This window comes from Kribbella sp. NBC_01505, from assembly GCF_045040285.1.
Lineage (GTDB): Bacteria > Actinomycetota > Actinomycetes > Propionibacteriales > Kribbellaceae > Kribbella.
Genome location: NZ_CP109425.1, coordinates 5138560 through 5163755, shown reverse-complemented (window position 1 = coordinate 5163755; position 25196 = coordinate 5138560). Strand labels below are relative to the sequence as shown.

Genomic DNA, 25196 nt, shown 5'->3' with positions numbered 1-25196 from the left:
TGTCCTCAGCGTTCGAGCTCGTGCCGGGTCGTGTGGAACTGACGCCAGGACGGACTCGCCTGGGCCCGCTGCTTCACGACGATGTCGAAGTAGTGCCGAAGCTTCTTGCCGTCGTCGGGGTTGTCCTTGAGCACCGTGCCGATCAGTTGCCGGGCGATATGCTCCCCACCGATCTCCCCAGTCCCGAAGTACTGCGCGTCCAGACCGGCCGCGAACCCGACCGCGACCGCCTCGGCCGACGACAGCACCGCGCTCGGCCGCTCGATCACCGTGCCCTCGGTGGTCACGCCGTCGCGCAGGTCGTGGAACGCCGTGACCAGCAGAGTCACAACATCATCGGTCAGCCGAGCCTCGACACTCGCCTGCTCCAGCAGGGCTGCGGTCTGCTGTTTGATCAGCGCCTCCTCCAGCCGCCGGTCCGCGATCGGCCGGACGGTCTCGAAATTGAACCGTCGCTTCAGTGCGCTCGACATCTCGTGCACGCCGCGGTCGCGCAGGTTCGCGGTGGCGAGGACGTTGAACCCGCGCTCGGCGAAGACGGTCGACTCGGAACCCGCCAGCTCCGGCACGTGGATCACCTTGTCGGACAGCAGGCCGATCAGGACGTCCTGGATCTCCGGCTGGACGCGGGTCACCTCCTCGAACCGGCACACCTTGCCCAGCTCGACGGCCTGATACATCGGCCCCTTCACCAGCGCTCGTTGGCTCGGCCCCTCGGCGAGCAGCAGCGCGTAGTTCCACGAGTAGGTGATCTGGTCCTCAGTGGTCCCGGACGTGCCCTGAACTGTGCAGGTCGAGTCACCACCGATCGCTGCCGCGAACAACTCGGACAGCATCGACTTCGCCGTACCGGGCTCTCCCACAAGTAGCAGACCGCGGTTGCTCATCAGCGTGACCACGCAGCGGTCCACCAAGGCGTCGTCACCGTAGAACTTCTGCCGGACATCGAGCGCCGGGTCGCCGAGCACGAACCGCCGGACCGCGCGCGGCGACAGCTGCCAGCCGGACGGCCGCGGCCCGTCGTCCGCCGCAGTCAGCCGGGCCAGCTCACCGGCGTACACCACCTCGGCGGGCTCGCGCAGAATCGTTGCCTTGTGCATCAGTACTCCGACTTCTTTTCCCAGTCCGGATCGAACCCGGAGCCGTCCGCTGCCATCAACCGGACATCGTTGTACGCCTCGGACAGCAGCACGGCCGGTACGTCGCCCAGCCGCAGCAGCACGCCACCGCCGTACCGATCGTCGGTCACCCGAACCACGTGGAGGTCGCGCAAGGCCACCGGACGGTTCTCCTCCGGCACGAAGTTGCCGGTGAAGTTGACGACGATCGTCAGCCCGATGGACGCGAACCGCTTCTCATACTCGTAGAACCAGCCCGCGTCCTGCGGTGTGCCGCGCTGATATCCCAGCTTCCCGGTCCGGCCGCGCAGGGTGAACGCCTCTACGATGTGCCCCTCGAAGTCACCGATCCGCTGATCGTCCGCACGCTCCGGCGGCAGCCGGAAGACGCCCTTCCCGAACTGCTGGAACAGCGGCACCACCTCGTAATCGGCGAAGTGCCGCTGCCAACTCTGTACGACGTCCTCCGCCAGCAACGTGTCATGCGCGAGCCGGACCACCGCATCGTCCGCGAGCTCCACCGGGTCGTCATCGGCATCGGTCAGGGTGCCGTCCTCGAGTGGCCGGAACACGATCTTGTCGTCAGCGATCCAGGCCAGCCGCTGCAGCAACCGACGCATGATGGGGTGCCCGTTCAGATACCGCTGCCAGTCGGCAGCAGGCCAGGTCCGCTCGGTGCACAGGGCCTCATACAGGCGGTTGCTCTGCAACTCCACCACGGACTTCAGCTCACGCTTCGCCGCTGTCAGCGTCTTCTTCGCAGCTTTGACGGCGTCCTCGTCGTCCGACTGCCGCGCGGCCGGCAGCGCCTTGATCGTCTTGCCCTCGGGCGAAATCAGGCTGATGGTCAAATCCGGCTGCAACTCCGCGATGAACACGCGATCGCCGTACGAGAGCTCGATCCGCCCCTCGTCGTCGAACCCGGCCACCGGAACGCTCCGGTCGGCCAACTCGTCGACGGTCCACCCGTTCCGCTCCGCCAAGGCCGTCGCCTGCCGCGTCGCCTCGTCCTGGAACGCCTTCGTCCGGAACCGGGACCCGATCGACAGCATCAACTGGATCGCACTCGGATGGTCGATCCACGCCAGCATCCCGATCAACGCCTTGCCCTGCGACGCCCGAGTCCCGAACCACTGCTTCAAATACCGCCCCACCGGCGCAGCCGCACCGGCCCCCGCGCAAGCCGCGACGATGGCCAAGATCCCCTTGGACGAAGCCGCCGACCCCGCCAGCTGAGCGCTCGTCGAAGTCAACAGCCGCCCCGCGATATCCGCCTGGCTCAACCCGAACAACGGATCGTCGCCGTAGTGCTGCGGATGAAGCGAATGCCACCGGTAGCGGTTCGCCGCCTCCTGCTCGGCCCGTCGCATTGCCTCGTCGGCGGAAATCACCGCAACGTCCTGCGCCAACCACGCCTCCAGCAGATACTGCCCAAGCACCTCTCGCTCGTCCGGCACCAACAGCCCGCAGTACTTGCGCAGCATCACGTTGGGCTCCGACGACTTGGTCTTGACCGCCTGCACCGCAAGCCACTGCAGCACGGACCGCGGCACCTCGTCACCACTGTCCGACCAATGCACAACCGGCACGAGCTCCCAGTTCAGCCAGGCAAGATCTTTCGGCAACCCCTTGGCCAGCCCAGTCTCAGCCTGCCGGGCAAGCACCTCCCGGTCGAGATACTCCTCGATCGGCCGCCCCAGCGACTCCAGCGCGTCAAGCAACGCACCCTTGACGAGGTCGTTCTTCTCCCTACCGACCGCAGCCTCCAACGCCGGCACCGCAGCCTGGAACTCCAACCGCTGCAACCACTGCGCAGCGACCATCCGAACCTCGGCCTTCCCGGTGCTCAAGGCACCAACGGCAAACTCCTCGAACCCATCGACCTTCGCCAGCACATCCTGCGCCGGCCGTCGCTGCGCCTTGCGCGACCCCACCGCCAGCTCCATCAGAGCTTCGACCGCCACCTTCGGCAAGACCGGCAGGGTTGCCAGGGCGCGAAAGACCCCGTCATCGTCCTCAGGCCAGTCACCGCTCCGCTGCAGCATCTCGAGGAGATGCGGCAACACCGTCTGAATGAATGGCGCAACCGCCTCGTCGGGCCAGTCGCGACCGAGGACAGCGCGATAGCGCGCCGTGTACCGCTCGAGAACCGCGGTGCGCCCGTCCAGGCCGGCGGCGTCCAGCAATGCCGCAAGTTCCGGCAAGGTCGGATGCCCCGTCTCGTGGAAGAACCGGCTGTAGAGATTCACTGTGTCCGCGGTGAGCGCCGTCTTGTAGCCCCCTTCCACCAGCAGATCGAGCGCGGCGTAGATGGCAGTCGTCAGCACTGGGCCGAGTGCTGCGACCTGCGGGCCGAGCACGTACCGCGCCCAGACGTGCGGCCTTTGGACCAGCGGCCGCCCGGGAGCCAGATAGCCGGTCTCCAAGGTCTCGAGCAGGCGCCGAAGATCCGCCTCCACCAGCTTCCGCTCGCCGTACATGTTCTGATGGTCCGGCGGCGGCGTGGCGAAGAGCATCTCCAGCCGGCCTCGGAGTTCGTCGGTGAGCGGTACCCGGAGATCGATCGACGGTAGCGACTGGGCGTCCACGAGACCGGCAGGGTCGTCCGGCGGCGCCCAGAGGGTCGCCAGGTCACGGACGTTCGCCGACCGGTCCCCCGCGGCACGCTCGAGTGCCCACTGGCGCAATGTCCTGTCTTCCGTGGCCCAGAGCAACTTCAACGCCTGAAGCCGCTGCTCCGATGTGCCACGCTCAGCCAGCTTGCGGATTTCGTAGGTGACACCGGGGACGTCCAGCAACGGCTTGGCGGAGTCGCGGGCCGCCACGCTGGAGGAGACCGCCGCACCCGCAATCTCCGGCGCGAAGGGCGCCAATGTCCTCGGCGGCAGCGGCCGGGGCGACCGCAACATGCGCAGCATCGATCGCTGGCCGCCGACCTTGTCGATCTCGATGGCTGCCCGCAGGGCCGCGGTGTGGCGGCGGACGGCATCCTCGTAGCCGCTCATCGCGCGAACAGCCGTCACCCGATGGTCCGGGAACTCGCCCGGGGCGTTGAGCGGTGTCCGGACCGCCGCCACCAGCACCGATGCCGGATCGAGGCCGCCGGCCGTGAGGACGCGCTCGAGCCAGGGGTGGTCGATACCGGCAACGATGTGTGTCGCCGAGATCCAGTGGCCGTAGAACACGTTCCCGAGGTGGAGGAGGAGCGCCTCCGGCCAGATCGGCCGCCCCACGAGATCAGGCGGTGTGTGCTCCGGCGTACCCGCCAGTGCGGCTGTCAGCAGATTCGCCCAGCGAAGTACAACCTCGTCGGGCATCTCCGGCAGCAGACCGGCGAACACGACGAGGGCATCGCGTGCCGGCGAGTTATCGACGTAGTGGCCGACAACGGCGAGGTGCAGCGCGGCCTGGTACGACGCGACGTCCTGCAGAACCGACGTCGAGCCGCCGGTCAACACGTGCTCGGCCAATGCCTGTTGCAACTGGGCGTCGCCACCAGCCACCGGCCCCATCGCCGTGTACAACGCGTTCGCGGCCCCCGCTGGAACCTGTGCGCTTTCTGTCATTGCATCCCACCCCAGGTGTGCGGCTCGCTCAGCGGCCGGTCTTTGTTTGCCAGTTCGGGTCGAAGCCGGTGCCGTCGGCGGCTAAATGGCGGAGGTCGTTGTAGGCCTCGGCGAGGAGCACCGGTGGTACGTCGGCCAGGCGGAGCGCGGCCGAGCGGTTGGTCGTTGAGCGGATGGCCAGCTCGGTCAGGGCCACGGTGTTGTTCTCTTCGGGCAGGGTGTTGCCGGTGAAGTTGAGCTCCACGGTGAGGCCGAGGGAGAGCAGGCGTTTCTCGTAGGAGTAGAACCAGGCACCGTCACCGGTCTCGCCTCGGGTGTAGCCGAGCTTCGTGGCGCGGCCGCGGAGGGCGAAGGCTTCGACGAGATGACCTTCGAAGTCGCGGAGTGCTTTGTCGCCCGCCTGCTCGGCGGGCAGCTTGAAGCGGCCGCGGCCGAACTGCACGAAGAGCGGAACGACCTCGTAGTCGGCGAAGTGCTGCTGCCAGCTGCTCACCACGTCGTCGGGGAGCAGCGTGTCGTGGGCGAGAGTGATCACCGAGTCAGGGGCGAGCTTGACCGGGTTGTCGTCGGCATCGGTCAACGAGCCGTCATCCAGTGGGCGGAACACCGTCGTACCATCGGCCAACCAGGCCAGGCGCTGGACGAGCCGGCGGAGAATCGGGTGTTCGTTGAGATACAGCTGCCAATCGGCGGCTGTCCACGTTCGCCCGGTGCACAACGCCTCGTACAGGCGGTTGGTCTGCGCCTGCACGATCGTCTTGAGCTCGCGCTTCGCGGCCGAGAACGCCTTCTTGGCGGACTGCACCTCGGCCTCGTCATCGGATTGTCGAGGAGCCGGAAGCGCCTTGATGCGCTTGCCTTCCGGGTCGGTGAGCCCGACGGTCAAGTCGGTCTGCAGCTCCGCCACAAAGGCCCGGCTGCCGAACGACAACTCCAGTCGCCCGTCCTCGTCGAAGCCGGCATACGGAACCGTCCGGTCGGCGAGCTCGTCGAGGGTCCAGCCCTTCCGCTCCGCCAGCGCGGCGGCCTGCTGGACCGCCTCCTCCTGGATCCCCTTGGTGCGGAACCGCGAAGCCACCGCCAACATCACCTGTGTGGCACTCGGATGCTCCGTCCAAGCCAGCATCACCACCAACGCCTTGCACTGCGCGGCGCGCGTCCCGTACCACTCCTTCAGGTACGGCGCTGTGATCGCCCCGACCGCCTCCCCCGAACACGCGGCCACGACCGCGAGCAACCCCTTCGACGCGATCGCCGACCCAGCCGGCTGCCGAAGGAAGTCCGGCAGGAGGCGCTCGATCATCTCGTCCCGCGACAAGCCGGCCAGCGCATAGCCAGAGATGTCGATCGGCTGGCCGGTCACGTAGTTCTGCGGTTGGCTGTTCAGGTAGTTATGCCACCAGCCCGCGTCCTGCGCGGCCAGTTGCCAGGCCTCTTGCTGGCTGATCGGCTTGGTGTCCTGGGCGATCCAGGCCGTCAGCAGGTATCGACCGAGCTCGTTGCGTTCGCCCGGCACGAACAAACCGGCGTACGTGCGGAGCAGAGCACCGGGCTCGGGAGATTTCGCCTTCACTGCTTGGTTGACCAGCCACTGCAGCACGGGCAGCGGCACGACGTCACCCGTGTCGGCCCAGTGGACGGTAGGCAGCGAGTCCCACGTCAACCACTGGATGTCCTTGTGCACGCCCTTCGCCACTGCACGATTTGCCTCGTGCAGCAAGGCATCGCGGTCAACGTACTTCTCCACCGGCCGGCCGAACGCCTGCAAGGCATCGAGGAACGCGGCCTTGGCCAGGTCGTTCTTCTCCTTGGTCAGCGCGGCCTCCAGCGCCGGCACCGCCTGCGGATAGGCCAGCCGCTGCAACCACTCCGCCGCTACCGCGCGCACGCCGGCCTGGCTGTTGCCCAACGCGTCGACGATCCGCTCTCCGATGCCAGGCACATTCGCGAGCAGGTCCTGCGATTCCCGACGGTATGTCTTCTGCTGGCGCAACCCCAGCCGAGCGAGCGCGTCGACACCCTCGGGCGGCATCTCCGGCAACGACTCGAGCGCATGGAAGATGGCGTCGTCGTCGCTGTACCAGGTCTCCGACGACTCGAGCAGAGCGAGATATTCGGTCAAGGCATAGCTGGCGAACGGTGCGATCGCCTCGACCGGCCAGGTGTCCCGCAACCCGAAATAGCTCGCTCGGTCCCATCTCGTCACCAGCCTGCGCCCGTCGACGCCGACGGCGTCGAGTAGCTGCGCGATCTCCAGCGGCTCCGGCCGTCCGGTCGCTTGGTAGCAACGCTGGTAGAGCCACATCGCTTCGTTGGACAGGCCTCCGGACGGATGCAGGAGGTTGGTGCGCGCCAGTAGCACGGTCGTCACGACCGGCCCGATCGAGACAACGTGATCGTGCAGGACCCGGCGGACCCACCACTCATCCAGCCGGGCGCCTTCGGGCCGGATGCCGAAGACCACGCCGGATTCGAGGGTGTCGAGGACCGGTTGCAGCTCGTCGTCAGTCATCGTGAGGCGACGGCCGCGGTCCTCGAAGGATGCACCCTCGGCGCAGATCAGGCGTAGCTCCTCGCGCAGCTCCGGTGTCATCCGGACCCGGAGGCTCACCGGCGCGGGCACCTCGTCGGAGTCGTCGTCCGACGCGGTCTCGTTGGCCTCCCAGACAGCGGCGAGTGCGCGCACACTGGCGGCGCGATCCGCAGCCGCGCGCTCACTGGCCCAGCGCTGCTGATCCAGGTCATTAGTTGCCCAGAGCACCTTCAGGATCCGGATGCGCTGGGCCGGCTTCGCGCTGTCGACCTGACTCCGGAGTTGATCGGCGACGCCCTCGACCACCAGCAAGGGCTCGGCGGCGATCCGCACCTTCTCAGCCGATGACAACGCGATCCGCGCGATCTCCGGCGCGAAGGCGACGAGCGTATCGGCGGACAACGGCAGCAGCATGTCGAGCACCATCTGCTGCTCGTCCGGTGTGTCCAGCACAAGGGATGCTCTGACCACGTCGGTATGACGGCGGACGGCGTCGTCGTAGCCGCGGAGCGCCCGAACGACCCTGCAGCGATCCGGCAGATATGGAGCCGGGGAGCTCAGGTGGCCACGGAACGCCCAGACCATGAGCTGTGCGGGATCAAGCCGCCACGCGACAAGCAACTGCTCCAACTGGAGATGGTCCAGCCCGACAACGAGCCCCTCGTCGGGCTCCGGCCAGAGAGCGGCGAGCTGGACCAGCAGCGCGTCGATGCCGTGGTTCGGATCGAACTGCACGGCCAATCCGTACTCCGGCATGGTGGAGAGGACCGCGCCCAGCAACGAGATCCAGCGGTGCACGACGTCGTACGGCAGGCGGTCCAGGCCGACGACGAACCTGGTCAGCGCCACCAGCTCCGGGTGCATGTGCGGCGCATACTTGTCGATGAGCCCGAAGCCGACCAGCGTGTTGAACTCGCCCATCGGCATCTCGGACGGCGTCGACCCGGTCAGCACATGGTCGGCGAGCCCGCGCCAGATGGCCCGGTCCTTCTCGTTCCCCACCAGGTCGAACGCAGACCGGAGCGCCTGCTCCAGATCCCCCGGAACAGTCGTTGTCTCGGCCATTCCCACCACCCCCAGATCGTCGAGACCCGAAGCTATCCAAGGCCTCCGACAGTTTTCGACAGACCAGGAGCATCTCGATTCAAAGGGTCATCACCCGCCGCCGCCCCAACCGCACGAACGACAGCAGGTAGGTCCAACTCGCCGCAGCCCGCGGTCACCTCAGCCACACGGGCAAGCACCCCTCACCAACCACCCACTGTCCCTCGTGCCACACCACCGCAATTCCCCAACGCACGAGCCCCCGACCACCGGCAGGCCGGAGCGGACCTGGCCGGGCCGTGCCGTGCCGGGCGGGACGGCGCGGCGCGGGGCGAGGTGGGGGCGGTTCGGGGGTGCGGGGCGGTTTGCTGGTGCCGGGGGTGGGGGGACGCATACTGGCGGGCATGGAATGGGATCGGGAGACGCACGGGCGGTTGTTGGCTGTGGCTTATGCGGTGGGGTTCGGGGCTTGGCTGGTTGGGGTGTTGTGGATTCTCTACAGCCAGTTCGCCGCTGGGTCGGTCGGGCAGATGGTGGTGGGGATCGTGCTGTTCGCGATCGGTCAGGGGCTGATCACGATCGTGGCGTTCACGCTGCGGAGGAACTTTCAGACGAGCAGGGCTGCTTCGTCGTTCTCGCAGGCCTGGCAGCGGCTGAGCATGGGCCTCGAGCTGGGGCCCGCCGTACGACTTCTGCTTGGGCGTTAGCAGTACGGCGGGTTGGAGGTGACCGCTGTCGCCACCCGCAGGAAGAGGTTGAAGAGGCGGTAGAGCTGGAGCATGTCGGCCGTGACCGTCACGGTGCGGTCGTCGCGGCGGGTGACGCCGGGGATCGCGGTGAGGTGCGAGGCGACCGAGGCGGACTGCCAGCGGACAGCGAGGGTGCGGACCTCCGCCCCATCCGCAACAGTAGGAAGGGATCGGAGAGCATCAGCAGCTCCGGCTTCGATAGCCGTGCGGGCTTCCACAACCGGGACGAGCTGAGCGGCGAAGCGGTCCTTGGCGTATTTCACCGGGACTGTGTGGATGCCGGCGTTCCACGCGGCGGCTTCGGCGCAGGCGGTTTCGTCGCCGGTCAGCAGCACGAGCGGGACGCCGTACGCCGTGGCTGTCGCTTCGAAGAGGCCGATCTCGCCGGTGACCTGGTCGTCGAGCCAGATGTCCTCGATCTCGTGGCCCATGAAGCTGTGGCTGAGGACGCCGAGCACGCCGGCGCGGGCATGGAAACCGACGCACAGCACGGCGTCGTACGACGAACTCAGGCCTTCGATCATGCCCATCGGCTTCGGGCGGCCCTTGATCAGGACGGCGCGCGGATCCAGCAGGTCCGGCAGGAGGTTGCGCATCGGCCCGTGCGCGTCGTTGACCAGGACGGAGGTCGCGCCGGCGGCGTAGGCACCACGGATGGCGGCGTTCACGTCCTCGGTCATCATCACCCGGCCGCGCTCGTAGTCACGGCCGGGCGGCTGGACGTCCTCGGCATCGACCAGGCCGGTGATGCCTTCCATGTCCGCGCTGATGTAGACCTTCACGACGACGAGACCTTGGCCGCCTTGTAGGCGCGAACTCCCCAGGTGCCGAGGACGGCCGCGATCACCAGGTTCACCACGATCAGGATCGTGTGCGCGACGTAGTACCCGGTCGGGCGGTCCTCCGTGTCGACCAGTGCCTTGATGAAGCGCAGGTAGGTGACGACGTTCCAGACCGCGATGCCGAGCAGGACCAGGGCATGCTTGCGTTCGAGTTTCACCCAGCCATTGTGCCCGCAGCCGTCAGGAGCCGGGGCGGTCCACCATGCGTAGCAGCTGCGTGCGATTCGCCACTCCGAAGCGCCGGTAGAGCCGGGTCAGCTGGGACTCGACTGCCTTGACCGACAGGTAGAGCGCCGCGGCGATCTCGCGGTTCGTCGAACCGTCCCGCACCATCGCAACGATCTGCTGCTCGTTGTCGGTCAGCTCGGACGGCTGGCGGCTCCGGCTCGGGACGTCGAGGCGGGCCAGCTCGGTCTCGGCCACCTCACGCCAGGCCGGAGCGCCATACGCTTCGAACTGCTCGATCGCGTCCAGGAACGCCGTCCGCGCGACCGAACGGCGCCGGGCCTGCCGCGCGACCCGGCCGCGAGTCAGCTCGCAGCGGGCCAGATCGAGCGGGTACACGCGGTCGCCCGCAGCGCTGATGGTCTTCTCCAGCAGCTCGAGCGCGGCGGCCGGATCGCCCTGCTTGGCGATCAGCAGCGCCTCCGAACGGGCCAGACCGACCTTCACCACCGAGCGGTCGAGCGTATCCGCGCGGGTCCGGATCTCGGCGATCAACGCGGCCGCGTCATCGAGCCGGCCGGCTGCGACGAGCGCCTCGGCGTAGTCGGCGTGCCACGGAATGATCGCGGGGTCGAACGGCATCGCTGCCTCGCCCGAATCCGCGATCGCGTCGAAGGCCTCGACCGCACGCTGCGGGTCACCGGTCAGCACCCCGACCACGCCCTGTACGGCGAGCGCCGGGCCCATCCACTCGTCGTTGCCGACCAGCCGGACACCCTCCAACGCGGCATCCGCGAGCTGGCGCGCCATAGCCGCCGTACCGCCGGCCCACTCGGCGCGGCTGGCGACGACGAGACCGACCTCGGCCTCCTCGCCGATGTCCTGCATCAACTGGTAGCACTCGTGGCCGGCGCTCAAAGCCTCCGGACCACGGCCGCTGCGCTCGTAGATCGCGGTCGCCGAGATCAGCACCGAGGCCAGCCAGCGCATCGCGCCACCGTCCCGGACCTCCTCGACGAGCGAACCGATCGAGCTGATCGCCTCATCCGTCTGGCCGCGGAACAGCCGACTCATCGCAGCCATCTGCCGAGCGTTCACGACCGCCTTGGTCAGCGGCAGATCGCGCGCCAGCTCGGCCGCCTGCGCCAGCAGCGCATCGGCGCTCTCCTCCGCGTCGCGGGACATCAGCACCGAGCTCGTCGCGCTCAACGCGTCGACCAACGCCTCGGTGTCGCCGGATGCCCGGGAGAGCTCCTCGGCCACCCGAGCATGCTCCTGTGCTTCATCCAGGCGGCGGTCGAAGTACGCGCTGTTGCTGAGCCCGATCCGGACCCGAGCCTCGAGCCGCGCGTCGCCCCGGGCAGCCTCGAACGCGTCGGCCAGCAGGCCGGCCCGGCACTCCCGATCCGGCCAAGCAGCGTCGACCTGCAGCAGCAACGCCGGCACCTTGGTCTCCGGAAGCGTCGCAGCCTGTACGGCGAGGCGCGCCATCTCAGCGGATTCCGCCAAATGTCCGGCGGCTGCGGCATCGTCAGCAGCTCTGGTGAGGCGACGGGCGCGCTCATCCGGCAGGCTGCCCGGCGTCCGCTCGGCAGCAAGCCGCCAGAGTGTCGCGGCCGCTCCGGGCGCACCACGGCCAGCGGCGACTGCAGCTGCCTCTTCGATGGCGACCGCGAGCTCAGCATCCGCCTCCTGGGTAGCCAGAGCGCGGTGGGTAGCGTTCTCGACCGGTTCGTCGACGACTGCGGCGAGCTGAGCGTGTGCCTGACGGCGTGCGGCTGACGTCGCCTCGGCGTACACGTACTCACGCAGGAGCGGGTGGGCGAACCGCAGGCGCTCCGACGCGATGTCGATCAGGCCCAGGGCCTCCGCCTCGGCAAGCTCGGTCTCGATCGGACGGGCGAGCGACTGCGCGAGCTGTGTGGTCGTGGGACGCGGAGACGACGCCGCGTGCAGCAGCAGCTCGTGCGCACCGAGGCTCAGATCAGACAGGCGGTCGCCGAGCAGTGTCTTGAGCCGACTCGACACCGGCAGCGGGTCATTGGGCGAAACACCCTGCGGATGCCGCAGCACCGCCCGGCCAAGCTCCAGCGCCATGAACGGGTTGCCCGCACTCGCTGTGAAGATGCGACGCGCCGTACGGACCGGAAGTGGGCTGGACAGGCGCTGCCGCAGCAGACCCAGCACATCAGGCTCGGTCAGCGGGGGCACTTCCAGCTGCAGCACCGGCTCCGGGCACGCCTCAGCCATCACCGGGAGGTCACCGTCAGCCACCTGCTCGGTGGCCAGCATGTGCACCCCCTCGGACAGCCGCCGGGCACAGAAGGTAAGCACTTCGAGACTGGACGGGTCGACCCACTGGATGTCGTCCACCACGAGCAGGACCGGGCCGTTGGCCGCCAGGCGACGCAGCACGTGCAGCACCGCGAGGCGGACCGCGAGCTCGTCACGGACCGTGTCCGGAGCGCTCGCCTTGAGCAAAGCAACCTCAAGCGGCTGGCGGAGGTGGTCCGGCAGCACCTGCCAGGCCAGCTCCAGCTGATTCGAGAGCAGATCGAGGAGAGTGACGTACGGCAGGCCGGCTTCGCTCTGGGAGGGAGCCGCGCTCAGGACCCGGCAACCGGCCTTGGTCCGGTCCGCGACCAGGGCCCGGCCCATCGCCGACTTGCCGATACCGGTCGGACCGTAGAGCAGCACACTTCCGCTGGTCTCGAGTTGCTTCTTGGCACGCTCGACCAGCCCACTGCGTCCGACCAGCTCGTCGTCAGTCATCCGATCACATAACTCCTCGAAGGCCTGGATATTTGGTTGGGTGGCCCTCGCCCAAGTATCACAGCTGACGACCGCCCGACACGGCGAGTGTCAGATGAGGAAACCGTCTCGACACCATCCTGTCACCCGAACCTGGTGTCTCAGAGCGGTCGGGACGGCACGATCGTGCCGGGGCACCAGATGGCGCCCCGGCAAAACCTGAAACGTTCAGGAAAGGACCACTCGATCGAGTGGTCTACAGGTCGAGATCGCGCTCGATGGCCGCCAGCTCCGCCTCGGTGCCCTGGACCTTCGGGCCGGTGAACCAGTGGCGGGCGGAGACGAACCAGTACGTCGTGGCGAAGCCGAGGACGACCAGGACCGCGATCGGGGTGTAGTTGAAGGTGCTGCCGGTGACCGGGCTGACCTGGGGCAGCATGAACAGGATCGTGATGAAGACCACCCAGACGATGGCGATGACGCCGATCGGGCGGCTCCACCGGCCCAGCGACCACGGGCCCGGCTTGAAGTTCTTGCCCTGGACCAGCCGGAGCAGGGTCGGCAGCACGTAGGCGATGTAGAGGCCGATGACCGCGATCGACGTGACCGCGGCGTACGCGGTGGCGTTCCAGAGGTAGGGCAGACCGAGCAGGAAGGCGCCGCCGGCGGCCAGCCAGATCGCGTTGGTAGGCGTCCGGGTCTTCTGGTTGATCTTGTGCCACAGCGACGAGCCGGGCAGCGCGTTGTCGCGGGAGAAGGCGTAGATCATCCGGGAGTTGGCCGTCACCGACGACATCCCGCAGAAGAGCTGGGCGCCGATCACCACGAGCAGCAGGATCTTGCCCATCGTCGCGCCGACCGCGTCGATGAAGATCTGCGCGGGCGGTACGCCGGTATCGCTGCCGAGGGCGCCGTCGTAGCTCTGGATCGCGAACGTGAGACCGATCAGCAGCACCCAGCCGGCGCCGAGCGAGACCAGGATCGACATCACGATGCCGCGCGGACCCGAGCGAGCCGCGTCATGCGTCTCCTCGGTCATGTGCGCGGAGGCGTCGTACCCGGTGAAGGTGTACTGCGCGAGCAGCAGACCGAGCAGGCCGACGTAGAAGGTCGAGCCCCAGCCGGTGTTGTTGACGAAGTGACCGAAGACGAAGCCGGCCGACTGGTGGTTGTCGGGAAGGACGACGAGCGCGCCGACGATGAACAGCACGCCGACGATGTGCCACCAGACGCTGATGTCGTTCAGCCGGGCGACCAGCTTCACGCCGAGCGAGTTCAGCAGCGCGTGCACCAGCAGGATGATCCCGAACAGCAGAATCGTGTGGCCGGGCGTCGCACTGAAGCCGAACTGCAGGTCGAGGAAGGCGTTCAGGAAGAAGGCCGCACCGAAGTCGATGCCGGCCGTCACCGCGACCTGGCCGAGGAAGTTGAACCAGCCGGTGAACCAGGCCCAGGCCGGGCCGTTCGACGGCGCGAGCTTGGCGGCCCAGTAGTACAGGCCGCCGGCGGTCGGGTAGCTCGAGCAGACCTCGGCCATCGCGAGCCCGACGAACAACGTCATCAGGCCGACGAACGGCCAGCCCCAGACGATCATCGCCGGTCCGCCGGTGTTCATCCCGAACCCGTACAGGGTCAGGCAGCCGGACAGGATCGAGATGATCGTGAACGACACCGCGAAGTTCGAGAAGCCGGACATCGTCCGGGACAGCTCCTGGGCATACCCGAGCTGATGCAGACGTTGCTCGTCGTCGGTCATCGGGGTCTTGTCATGGCTCACAGAAAGTCCTCCTCGAACACGTCGGGCAGGTAACTGCACGAGAGGCGCTCTCAATGGTCTAGCGGGAGACCATTGGTGTCAATGGATCAGGCGAGGAAGCCGCGCAGCAGGACCGCCGTACCGGAGAGGTGTTCGCGCATGGCGGCGCGCGCGGCGGACGCGTCACCGGCCAGGATCGCGTCGACGATGACCTGGTGCTGGTCGTTGGAGTGCTCGAGATTGCGTTCCAGCAAAGGGATTGCGTCGAGCAACTCGTTCAGCCGCATCCGCACGTCGGCGGTGGCGGAGGTCAGCGAGGCGGAGCCGGTGACCTCGGCGATCGCGAGATGCAGGCGGGAGTCGAAGCGGCGGTAGTCGGTGAGTTTCGCCGCCTTGGAGTCGGCGAGACACTGGCGGAGATGCTCCTCCTCGGCGGCCGTGAGGGTGCGGTTGGCCGCGACTTCGGCCGCGCCGGTCTCCAAGGCGATCCGCAGGATCAGGGCGTCGTCGAGGCCGTCGCCCAACTCGCGCGCGATCCGTTTGGCCTGGGTACGGCGAGGTTTCGGCAACCGCTCGTTGACGAACGTACCGCCGTACCGGCCGCGGCGGGACTCGACGTACCCGGCCTCCGTGAGGGCATGGATGGCCTCCCGGAGGGTGACCCGGCTGACGTTCAGCCGGGTCGCGAGGTCCCGCTCGGCCGGCAGCCGGTCGCCCGGCCGGACCACGCCCAGCTTGATTGCCTGCAGCAACCGCTCGACCGTCTCCTCGAACGGGTTCCCGGTCCGCACCGGCCGGAACACGGCATCGTCTGCTGGGGCAACCATGTTGGCAGCTTAGAGGGTGGCTAATGCTTCCGCGCCGTAGCGAGCAGGTGCTCGGTGCGGTGCATCGGCGTGCGGGGGCGAAGTGTTCGATGCGGAGCATCTAGCGCTTTGCCCACGTGCGGCGAGGTGCCGTGCCGGGTGCCGCGCAGTAGGCGGGGAAGCATTAGCCACCCTCTTAGAGCGGGGTGACGTAGGCGCCGGAGATGCCGCCGTCGACGAGGAACGTGTTGGCGGTGATGAACGACGAGTCGTCGCTGGCCAGGAACGCGACCGCCGCGGCGATCTCGTCCGGCTCACCGAAGCGGCCCATCGGAACGTGCACCAGCCGGCGCTGTGCCCGATCCGGGTCCTTCGCGAACAGCTCGGTCAGCAGCGGCGTGTTCACCGGCCCCGGGCAGAGCGCGTTGACCCGGATCCCCTCGCGGGCGAACTCGACGCCGAGCTCCCGGCTCATCGCGAGCACGCCGCCCTTCGAGGCGGAGTACGAGATCTGCGAGGTGGCCGCGCCCATCACGGCGACGAACGACGCGGTGTTGATGATCGAACCCTTGCCCTGGCGCCGCATGTACGGGATCGCCGCCTTGCAGCACAGGTAGACCGAGGTCAGGTTGACCTCCTGCACCCGGCGCCACGCCTCCAGGCCGGTGTCCAGGATCGAGTTGTCGTCGGGCGGCGAGATCCCCGCGTTGTTGAACGCGATGTCCACACCGCCGTAGGTGTCGAACGCCTGCTGGAACAGGTTGTCGACGGCAACCGCATCGGTGACGTCGGTGGCCACGAACAGCCCGCCGACCTTGTCCGCGGCGGCCTTCCCGGCGACCGGGTCGACATCGCCGATCACGACCTTGGCGCCTTCCGCCGCGAACCGGCGTACCGTCGCCAGACCGATCCCGCTCGCGCCGCCGGTCACCACCGCGACGCGCCCCTCGAGGCGGCTCGCCTTGACGTCAGTCATTCAGTCCTCCGTGCTGATGAAGATGTTCTTGGTTTCGGTGAACGCGGCCAGCGCGTCCGGACCGAGCTCGCGGCCGAGCCCGGACTGCTTGTAGCCGCCGAACGGCGTCGAGTACCGCACCGACGAGTTCGAGTTGACCGACAGGTTGCCGGCCTCGACACCCCTGCTGACCCGCAGCGCGCGGCCGACGTCCCGCGTCCAGATCGAGCCGGACAGGCCGTACTCGGAGTCGTTGGCGATCCGGAGCGCGTCCGCCTCGTCCTCGAACGGGATCACACTGACGACCGGGCCGAAGATCTCGTCGCGTACGTCGTGATCGAGCACGGTCGGCGGGAACCAGTAGCCGGGGCCCTGAGGCGCCGTACCTTGGAAGGCCGGGTTCTCGACGTACGACGCGACGCGGTCGAGCTGCGTCCGCGAGATGAGCGGTCCCATCTCGGTGGCCGGATCGGCCGGGTCACCGACCTTGAACGCCTTCACGGCTGGTTCGAGCAGCTCCAGGAAGCGGTCGTGGACCTTGCGCTCGACCAGGATCCGCGAGCGTGCGCAGCAGTCCTGGCCGGCGTTGTCGAACACCCCGTACGGCGCCTGGGCCGCGGCCTTCTCGAGATCCGCGTCGGCGAAGATCACGTTCGCGGACTTGCCTCCGAGCTCGAGCGTCACCCGCTTCACCTGGTCCGCGCAACCGGCCATGATCTGCTTGCCGACCTTCGTGGAGCCGGTGAAGACGACCTTCCGTACGGCGGGGTGCGTGACGAACCGTTGTCCGACGACCGTTCCGGCGCCCGGGATCACCTGGAACACGTCCGCCGGGAGACCGGCTTCCAGAGCGAGCTCGCCGAGGCGGATCGCGGTCAGCGGGGTGAGCTCAGCGGGTTTGAGCACGACAGTGTTGCCTGCGGCAAGGGCCGGGGCGAAACCCCAGCCGGCGATCGGCATCGGGAAGTTCCACGGCACGATCACGCCGACGACGCCGAGTGGTTCCTGGAAGGTGATATCGATGCCCCCGGCAACAGGGATCTGTTGGCCGAGCAGGCGTTCCGGGGCGGCCGAATAGTAGGTGAGGACGTCACGGACGTTGCCGGCTTCCCAACGGGCGTTGCCGATGGTGTGGCCGGCGTTCTCAACCTCTAGCGCAGCAAGGTGTTCGAGGTCGGCGTCGACCGCGTCGGCGAACCTGCGGAGAAGTCGCCCACGGTCGGCGGGAGTGACGGCTCGCCAGGTCTCGAAAGCCTTTGCTGCTCTGGCGATCGCGGCATCGGTCTGCTCTTCCGAGGCAAGCTCGATGCTGCGGACAACCTTCTCGGTGGCCGGGTTGATCACGTCGTACGTCATGACTGGTGTCTCCTGGATGCGTCGATCAGCGCGGTGAACAAGCGCAGATCCTCGGGATTCTCCTCCGGGTGCCACTGCACACCGAGCGCGAACTCGTGCCCGTCGACCTCGGCCGCCTCGACCGTCCCGTCCTCGGCCCGGGCAGTGACCTTCAGACTCGGGGCGACGAGGTCGAGCGCCTGGTGGTGGTAGCAGTGCACACTGCTGCGGTCGCCCAGCAGGCGAGCCGTCAGGCTGCCCGGCTCGACCTTCACATCGGTCCGGCCGAAGACCGCGGGTGACGGTCGGTGCAGGTCGTGTGCGACGACGTCCGGCAGGTGCTGGTTCAGCGTGCCGCCGAGCGCGACGTTCAGCATCTGGAGGCCACGGCAGATCGCGAGCAGCGGTAGCTCGCGCTCGAGCGCCGCGCGGATCAGGATCGTCTCGTGCGTGTCCCGGCCCGGCCTGGTGTCTGTCGTCTCGGGATGCGGCGCTGCGTCGTACGAGGCAGGATCCACATCGCAGCCGCCGGCGATGATCAGTCCGTCGAGAATGTCGAGGACCGTCGGGTCGGTGCCTACCGGCGGAAGCAGCAGCGGTACGCCGCCCGCGTTCGCGACCGCATCGAGGTAGACCCGGGGCAGGAGCGCGGCGTCGCGCTGCCAGACGCCCCAGATCGTCGGCTCCAGGTACGTCGTGATGCCGATCCGGGGCTTGTCAGAGGCGCTCGAAGCCACGGATCCGCTCCCAGTCGGTGACGGCGGCGTCGTAGGCGTCGAGCTCGACCCGTGCGGCGTTCGTGTAGTGGTCGACCATCTCGTCGCCGAATGCCTCGCGGGCGATCCGTGAGCCGGTGAACAGCGCAGCGGCCTCCCTGAGGGTCGACGGCACGTGCTCCTTGTCGGACTCGTAGGCGTTGCCCTCGAGCAGTGGCTCGAGCTCCAGGTCGTTCTCGATGCCGTGCAGGCCGGCCGCGATGATCGCTGCGACCGCGAGATACGGGTTCACGTCGCCGCCGGCCAGACGGTTCTCGACGCGGAGCGATTCACCGTGCCCGACCACGCGCAGCGAACAGGTGCGGTTGTCGAGGCCCCACGCGACCGCGGTCGGCGCGAAGCTCCCGGCCACGAATCGCTTGTAGGAGTTGATGTTCGGCGCGAGCAGATAGGTGAACTCCGACAGGCAGGCGAGCTGACCGGCGATGAAGCGCTCCATCAGCTCGGAGAAGCCATACTCCTTGTCACCAGCCAGTACGGCGTCGCCGTCGGTCGACCGGAAGCTCACATGAATGTGGCAGGAGTTGCCCTCGCGCTCGTCGTACTTCGCCATGAAGGTCAGGCTCTTGCCGTGCTGGGCGGAGATCTCCTTCGCCCCGGTCTTGTAGATCGAGTGGTTGTCACACGTGGTCAGGGCGTCGTCGTACCGGAAGACGATCTCGTGCTGCCCGAAGTTGCACTCACCCTTGGCCGACTCGACGTACAGGCCGGCGCCGGTCATCCCGTTGCGGATCGCGCGGAGCAGCGGCTCGACCCTGCTGGTGCCGAGGAGTGAGTAGTCGACGTTGTACTGATTGCCCGGGGTCAGGCCTTGGTAGCGCTTGTCCCAGGCGGCCTCGAACGTGTCGTCGAAGACGATGAATTCCAGCTCGGTGCCGACGTACGCCTGCATGCCGCGTGCTGCCAGCCGCTCCAGCTGCTTGCGGAGGACCTGGCGCGGCGAGGCGACCACCGGCTGGCCATCCAGCCACTGCACGTCGCACAACACCATCGCGGTCCCCTCCAACCAGGGGACGAGCCGGAGCGTGTCCAGGTCGGGAGCCATCATCAGGTCGCCGTAGCCACTCGCCCAGGACGACATCGCGTAGCCGTCGACCGTGTTCATGTCGACGTCGACCGCCAGCAGGTAGTTGCACCCCTCGGTCCCGTGCCGGAGGACCTCCTCCACGAAGTACCGAGCGCCGCACCGCTTCCCCTGCAGCCGCCCCTGCATGTCGGTGATCGCCACCAGAACGGTGTCCACATGGCCCTGTGCCACCAGATCACGCAGCTCCTGCACACCCAGCTGACCGGTCACGGCGGCTCCTCAGTCCAATGGTCTACCGACGATCCATTGACTCAAGTGCCGGAGCAGATGTCAATGCAGGGTGGCCGTGATCAGGTCGATGCCGAGATCGAACTTCACGCCGTCGGGATTCGTCAGCCCGGCGTCGTCGTACCAGCTCTGGTCCGCTTCGGGGTGCGGGCCGACGACCCCGACCCGACCTTCGCCGTACGGCGCGGTGAGGGCGGCGACCGTTTTGTTGTCGTAGCGGGCGATCACGGTTGTGCCCGGTTTCACGTCCGTGAACGCCGCTCCATCCTGGAAGAAGACGTGGCGCGGTTTGTCGCGCCAGGTCAGCGCGATCACTGTGTCCGCCTCGCCGCTCACGGTAGCGCCGGGCGTGTCGATGTAACCGTCGATCGTGGCCGGGACCAGATCGAATCCGTACACCGATCCCTCGATGTCACCGCTCCCCGCCAGATACGCGCCCATGCAGATGCCGAGGAACCGTCCGCCACCGCGCACCCAGTCGCGAATCGCATCCGCCGTGTCCCGGATGTCGTCCCACGCCGCCGGAATGTCCTGGCCGCCGCCCGGCTGCACGTAGAGCGCGGCCCCCGCCAACACCTCCGGAGTGACTCGCACCTTCTCCTGCGGCCCGACGTACACGATCTCCAACGACTTGTCCGCGGCCCGCACCAACGCAGCCGCCGACTCCGACAGCTCCGGCCCCGAAGCCACCCCGCGATAAATCAGCGCCTTCCGCACCGCCGGCTTCCGCCACCCACACCCCGCAGCCACCGCCACCACAGCAGCCACCACCGAAAACCGCCGTCGACTAATCACCCCTCCAACGTAGTAAACGGAGCAAGCGAAGCCCCCGCTCCGACCCACCGCTCCCGCGCAACCGCCTCCGCTCCCGGCTCAGCCTGCAGCACGATCCGAATCGATCCGCTCGGCACCGGCCGCCTGCTGGACGGCATACAGGAAGTCGGCTGGTGGGCGGTACTCGTGGGCTGTGATGTAGTGCAGGATCAGGGTCGGGGCCGCGTAGACCGCCCCATCCGGTCCCGCGACGTGCACCTCCGCGTGACCGAGCAGAAGTGAGCTGCCGTCGGGTGCTGGGAACTCGATCGGCGACTCCTCGGCGCAGAACTCGCAGTTGTGCCAGCCGCGGTAGACGTTCTGCTCGTCCATCGCCAGCTGAGCCAGCCCGTCCACCACCTCGGGCGCCACCGACCCGCTCGCGAACGCCTGCCCGCGCCCCAGCCATCCGACATTCACCATCGGACGCTCAGCCTCGCCGTACTCGTACGTCGAAAGATCCGGAAAGTACGTCACGACCCCGATCGTAGATCCGCCAACCGTCCCGCCCGACGCAGCAACGACGCTTTGCGGGGATCTGCTGTCGCTGGGTGACAGTGGCTCCCCGCAAAGTTGGTTGGTGTGGCCCCGATTCGCGCCGTACCGGACAGGCCGGACACGCACGCGGTGGCTGGTCGCCGCGCCGGCCGATTTGCTGAAGCGCTAGGCGGGCGTCGCCGGTGGCTGAGGGGGATGGCGAGGCCGGCGACCGCGTGCCCGTCGCCTGAGCTTCCGGGCTTCGGTTGCGGTCCCGGAAAACGAGGGGATCTCCCCGCAAGTTGCTGGTTCTCCGCTCATATTTTGAGCAGAGAAGGGTCAACTTGAACGGATATCCACCCAAATTTCCGCACGCCAGGCAGGCGAGGCAGACGACCCCAACCGCAGTGGTCGACCGCGGCGGCGGGTCAGCTGACATGCCTCCTCATCGCTGGCCGCAACCACAGCCCGTCAGCCACAAGCTACGGGCAACCTCGGTCACCGACCGCACCATCCCGCCCAGCCGAAGACCGCCCCAGCCACACCGCTTCAGGTAATACCGGCCGCAGCGGCGACCAACCACCGCTTACGCCACCGGCCGAATCCGAGCGGCGGGACGGGACGAGCACATTCGGGAAGGCGGGGTTCCTGTCCAGACAAAGCCCTCAACCACCGCGGCCGATCACCTGCCGCGATCCCGCTCCCCAAACCGGCTTGGCGAACAACCGCCGCCAAATCGCAACAGGCACCCCGCAGCAGCAGATCCCCGCAATGGCGAGCTTCCGCTCACGTGCGATGCGGCCGGGGCGGTGCCAGCCGTAGCTGGTCGTAGGCGTGGTGGTGCCTTGGCACTGGTCTGACAGGAAACGGCTAGGTGGTTCGCGGGGTGGTGCGGAAAATCGGGGCACTCGGCCGCACCGCCCAAGCGGCCCATCTCTGGAGGACGCTTTATGCGATCTTTCATCTCCCGCCCCCGTGCCTTCGCCGTGCTGCTGGCCGGTGGGGCGCTCGCTTTCAGTCCACTTGGCGGTACGGCGACCGCGCAGCTGCCGGTCGATCACACCGCGAACCCCTGTCTGACGCCGGCCGATGGGCCTGCCGCTCGTGGTGGGTTCGGAGCTGACCACCGGGACCTGTCCGCGGCTGAGCAGAAGTCGATCGAGGCGAAGACGGCCGAGCTGCTGAAGGCCAAGCAGGCCCGCGGGCTGGCGCCGAAGGCCGGCAAGCTGGCTGCGGCCAACGTGCCGGTCTACTTCCATGTCATGCGCAGCAGCAGCGGCGCCGGTGATGTCACCGCGACGCAGATCAACCAGCAGATCACCGAGCTGAACCAGAACTTCGCCGGCGGCGAGTCCGGCGAGGCCGCGAACACCGGGTTCACGTTCACGCTGGCCGGGACCGACCGGTTCAACAACGACACCTGGCACACCGACGGCCAGAGCACGACGTACCGGGCGCAGACCCGTAAGGGCGGCAAGAACGCGCTCAACATCTGGCTGCTCGACTTCAGCTACCTGGGGATCGCGACGTTCCCGTGGGACTACTCGAGCAACCCGAACATCGACGGCATCCGGGTGCAGTACAGCTCGCTGCCGGGCGGTTCGTCGACGAACTTCAACCTCGGCAAGACCGCGACGCACGAGGCCGGGCACTGGTTCGGGCTCTACCACACGTTCCAGGGCGGCTGCACGAGCACGAACGACTCGGTCAGCGACACGCCGGCGCAGAGCAGCTCCTCGAGCGGCTGCCCGACCGGCCGGAACTCCTGCTCGCTGCCGGGCGTGGACCCGATCCACAACTACATGGACTACTCCTACGACTCCTGCTACAACCAGTTCACCCCGGGGCAGAGCACCCGGATCAGCAACATGTGGACCGCGTACCGGGCCTGACCGGAACCTGCAGCCGACGTGACGGTTGCCCTTTCGGGCGTCTAGGCTGCCGAGGATGCGTTTGCTTCTGACGGCCTGCGCGACCACCGCACTGGTGGTCGCGCAGCCGCTGACAGCGACCGCCGCCGGGCAAGGACCGGTGGGCGGCGCGCTGATGACGACGAAGCCGACGGTGGTCGCCGCTGGCGCGACGCCGCCGGCCGTGCAGGCGTCCGCGTACGTCGTCGCCGACATCGACACCGGTCAGGTGCTGATCGCGAAGGCGCCGCACGCGAAGTTGCGGCCGGCCAGCACGCTCAAGACGCTGACCGCGCTGGTGCTGCTGCCGCGGCTGAAGAAGTCCGACCAGGTGGTCGGGACGGACGCCGACGCGAACATCATCGGCAGCAAGGTCGGCGTGTCACCCGGCCTGCGGTACACGGTCGACCTGCTCTTCGAAGGCATGTTCCTGGCCTCGGGGAACGACGCCGTACATGCTCTCTGCGAGCACGATGACGGCGGTACGGCGGGCACCATCCAGCGGATGAATGCCAAGGCCAAGGAGATCGGCGCGCTCGACACGCACGTGACGGACCCGACCGGGCTCGACACCGACGGGCAGTTCTCCAGCGCGTACGACCTCGCGCTGTTCGCCCAGGCCGGTCTCGCGCGACCGGATTTCGCCAAGTACGCGTCGACGAAGTTCACGAACTTCCCGATGACCAGCAAGGGCACCTACCAGGTCGCGAACCAGAACAAACTGCTCTTCAAGTACGACGGCGCCCTCGGAGTGAAGACCGGCTACACCACGCTGGCCCGGAACACGTTCATCGGAGCGGCCCGGCGGAACGGCCACACCCTGGTCGTGACGATGATGAACGCCCCGCACGGAGTCACCGAGGACGCGAGCAACCTGCTGACCTGGAGCTTCCAGAACTACGACAAGCTCAGCCCGGTCGGCACGCTCATCAAGCCCGTCGCTCCCCCGAAGGAAGCCAGCGGCTCAGCGGACGGCCAGCCCCAGGCGGCCGGGCCGATCGAGCCCGAGCGGCGCGCGGTGCAGGCGCCCATCCACACGGTGAACTCGTTCTTCGTGAGCATCCCGGTCTGGTTCTGGGCCGCGCCCCCGGTGCTGCTGCTAGGCCTGTTCCTGCGGCGACCGCGCCGACGCCGCCACTAACGTCCGAAAACACGCCGACCACGTACGGCGTTTCTTCGGACGCTGAGGTTCAGCGGCGTACGGAGCGGGCGGCCTTCGCCAGTTGTACGGCGATGGTGGTGGCAGCGATGCCCAGTACGGCGCCTGCTGTGACCGCGACTGTGTCGGCCCGCTTCTGCGGAATGGGGACGACCTTGTAGCGCTTGCCGGGTGGGCCCAGCAGCAGGGGCTCCTCGACGGACATGCCTGCGGGGAGCGGCGCCTCAGCGATCCGGAGGCGAGCGGTGTCGTCGGCCTCGCGCGCCATCTTGTCGAGGGTGGCTTCCTTGGTCCAGGCGGCGATCAGCATGATGACGCGGGTCATCAGGTAGATCCACACGAGCAGCGCGAGCGGCAGCGCCAGAGCGCCGTACGCCGCGTTGGAACCGAGCACGTGGGTCACGTACGTGTTGCCGAGCTTCTGCGCCAGGTAGAAGACGATGCCACCGGCAACTGCTGCGATCAGCATCACCTTGCGCGGCAGGATGATTCGCGGCAGCGCGGTCTGCAGGTAGAGGAAGAGCAGCGCGCCCGCGGCGATTCCCAGGATGATGCTGATCAGGCCGAGGCCCCAGTTCGCGAACCAGGTGCCGTCCAGGTCGGCCGCGGCGACGATGCGCTTCGAGAGACCGCTGAGCACCGACGACGCACCGGTGCCGACGGCACCGATCACGCCGAGGCCGATCAGGGCGCCGAGGTCGGCGAGCTTGAGCTTGATCGCGTTACCAGGCTGGTCGTCGAGCTCGTGCATGGACCGGATCGAGGCGCGCAGCGAGTCGATCCAGCCGAGCCCGGTGAACAGCAGCGAGATCCCGGAGATCAGCCCGATGGTGCCCGCGTTGGCGATCAGCGCCTCGATGTCGATCTTGTCGCCGATCCCCGGCAGGTTCGTCTTCAGGGCGTCCTTCAGCCCCTTGACCGCGTCCGGACCGAGCAGCGGACCGGTGACGGCCGCGGCCAGCACGATCAGCGGGAACAACGACAGGAAGCCGAAGAAACTCGTTGCCCCGGCCAACCGGTTGCCCCGGCGATCGCCGTACCGCTGCCACGCACGCCAGATCTGGGTCCGGGCGAACCGGGCCCGGACAGCCTTGATGTTCATGATGCTCCAGTACCCAGGGAACGG

At 67.9% G+C, this 25196-nt stretch carries 18 protein-coding genes; 3 read left to right on the top strand and 15 right to left on the bottom strand.

What is annotated here, in order from left to right:
- Positions 1 to 5: 5 nt before the first annotated feature.
- Genes OG474_RS24390 through OG474_RS24380 form a run of 3 tightly spaced genes read right to left on the bottom strand, consistent with a single transcriptional unit; the run spans position 6 to position 8282 of the window.
- A complete protein-coding gene (locus OG474_RS24390; RefSeq protein WP_405055870.1) occupies positions 6 to 1100 on the bottom strand; it encodes an AAA family ATPase in 1095 nt (364 codons plus the stop codon).
- On the bottom strand, positions 1100 to 4684 hold the full coding sequence (locus OG474_RS24385; protein WP_405055869.1) for a DUF4132 domain-containing protein: 3585 nt from the start codon (positions 4682 to 4684) through the stop codon (positions 1100 to 1102). Before OG474_RS24385 ends, OG474_RS24390 begins: the two co-directional genes overlap by 1 nt.
- Before the next feature lie 28 nt (positions 4685 to 4712).
- Positions 4713 to 8282, bottom strand: coding sequence for a DUF4132 domain-containing protein (locus OG474_RS24380; protein WP_405055868.1), 3570 nt, complete (start codon positions 8280 to 8282; stop codon positions 4713 to 4715).
- A gap of 383 nt (positions 8283 to 8665) precedes the next feature.
- Between OG474_RS24380 and OG474_RS24375 the strand changes: the two genes are divergently transcribed.
- Entirely contained in the window at positions 8666 to 8968 is a 303-nt protein-coding gene (locus tag OG474_RS24375; protein ID WP_405055867.1) for a hypothetical protein, read from the top strand.
- On the opposite strand, the gene OG474_RS24370 is transcribed toward OG474_RS24375, so the two are convergent.
- From OG474_RS24370 to OG474_RS24320, 11 genes are all read right to left on the bottom strand, one after another.
- A complete protein-coding gene (locus OG474_RS24370; RefSeq protein WP_405055866.1) occupies positions 8965 to 9792 on the bottom strand; it encodes a M55 family metallopeptidase in 828 nt (275 codons plus the stop codon). The two genes, OG474_RS24375 and OG474_RS24370, sit on opposite strands and share 4 nt — an antisense overlap.
- Positions 9789 to 10010, bottom strand: a complete 222-nt coding sequence (locus OG474_RS24365; RefSeq protein WP_405055865.1) for an SCO4848 family membrane protein — start codon at positions 10008 to 10010, stop codon at positions 9789 to 9791. Before OG474_RS24365 ends, OG474_RS24370 begins: the two co-directional genes overlap by 4 nt.
- A 22-nt stretch (positions 10011 to 10032) precedes the next feature.
- Positions 10033 to 12789, bottom strand: coding sequence for an AAA family ATPase (locus OG474_RS24360; RefSeq protein ID WP_405055864.1), 2757 nt, complete (start codon positions 12787 to 12789; stop codon positions 10033 to 10035).
- A 235-nt stretch (positions 12790 to 13024) separates the two neighbouring features.
- On the bottom strand, positions 13025 to 14545 hold the full coding sequence (locus tag OG474_RS24355; protein WP_405055863.1) for an amino acid permease: 1521 nt from the start codon (positions 14543 to 14545) through the stop codon (positions 13025 to 13027).
- Positions 14546 to 14631: 86 nt separating this feature from the next.
- Positions 14632 to 15351, bottom strand: coding sequence for a FadR/GntR family transcriptional regulator (locus OG474_RS24350; RefSeq protein WP_405055862.1), 720 nt, complete (start codon positions 15349 to 15351; stop codon positions 14632 to 14634).
- Between the two features lie 175 nt (positions 15352 to 15526).
- Entirely contained in the window at positions 15527 to 16306 is a 780-nt protein-coding gene (locus OG474_RS24345) for a 3-oxoacyl-ACP reductase (protein ID WP_405055861.1), read from the bottom strand.
- On the bottom strand, positions 16307 to 17641 hold the full coding sequence (locus OG474_RS24340) for an aldehyde dehydrogenase family protein (RefSeq protein WP_405055860.1): 1335 nt from the start codon (positions 17639 to 17641) through the stop codon (positions 16307 to 16309).
- The gene (locus OG474_RS24335) at positions 17638 to 18357 is read right to left on the bottom strand and encodes a gamma-glutamyl-gamma-aminobutyrate hydrolase family protein (RefSeq protein WP_405055859.1); all 720 of its coding nucleotides are present in this window, start codon (positions 18355 to 18357) and stop codon (positions 17638 to 17640) included. Before OG474_RS24335 ends, OG474_RS24340 begins: the two co-directional genes overlap by 4 nt.
- The gene (locus OG474_RS24330; RefSeq protein WP_405055858.1) at positions 18338 to 19693 is read right to left on the bottom strand and encodes a glutamine synthetase family protein; all 1356 of its coding nucleotides are present in this window, start codon (positions 19691 to 19693) and stop codon (positions 18338 to 18340) included. Before OG474_RS24330 ends, OG474_RS24335 begins: the two co-directional genes overlap by 20 nt.
- Positions 19694 to 19753: 60 nt before the next feature.
- Positions 19754 to 20506: a BPL-N domain-containing protein gene (locus OG474_RS24325; protein WP_405055857.1), complete on the bottom strand. Its 753-nt coding sequence runs from the start codon at positions 20504 to 20506 to the stop codon at positions 19754 to 19756.
- A 78-nt stretch (positions 20507 to 20584) separates the two neighbouring features.
- Positions 20585 to 21001, bottom strand: a complete 417-nt coding sequence (locus OG474_RS24320) for a hypothetical protein (RefSeq protein ID WP_405055856.1) — start codon at positions 20999 to 21001, stop codon at positions 20585 to 20587.
- 950 nt (positions 21002 to 21951) lie between these two features.
- On the opposite strand from OG474_RS24320, the gene OG474_RS24315 reads away from it, so the two are divergent.
- Together OG474_RS24315 and OG474_RS24310 are read left to right on the top strand one after the other, a co-directional pair.
- Complete coding sequence (locus tag OG474_RS24315; RefSeq protein ID WP_405055855.1) at positions 21952 to 22893, top strand: zinc metalloprotease; 942 nt, start codon at positions 21952 to 21954, stop codon at positions 22891 to 22893.
- Between the two features lie 55 nt (positions 22894 to 22948).
- Positions 22949 to 24052 (top strand): D-alanyl-D-alanine carboxypeptidase family protein, encoded by a 1104-nt coding sequence (locus tag OG474_RS24310; RefSeq protein WP_405055854.1) that lies wholly within the window; start codon positions 22949 to 22951, stop codon positions 24050 to 24052.
- A 49-nt stretch (positions 24053 to 24101) separates the two neighbouring features.
- On the opposite strand, the gene OG474_RS24305 is transcribed toward OG474_RS24310, so the two are convergent.
- Complete coding sequence (locus OG474_RS24305; protein WP_405055853.1) at positions 24102 to 25172, bottom strand: YihY/virulence factor BrkB family protein; 1071 nt, start codon at positions 25170 to 25172, stop codon at positions 24102 to 24104.
- Between the last annotated feature and the right edge of the window lie 24 nt (positions 25173 to 25196).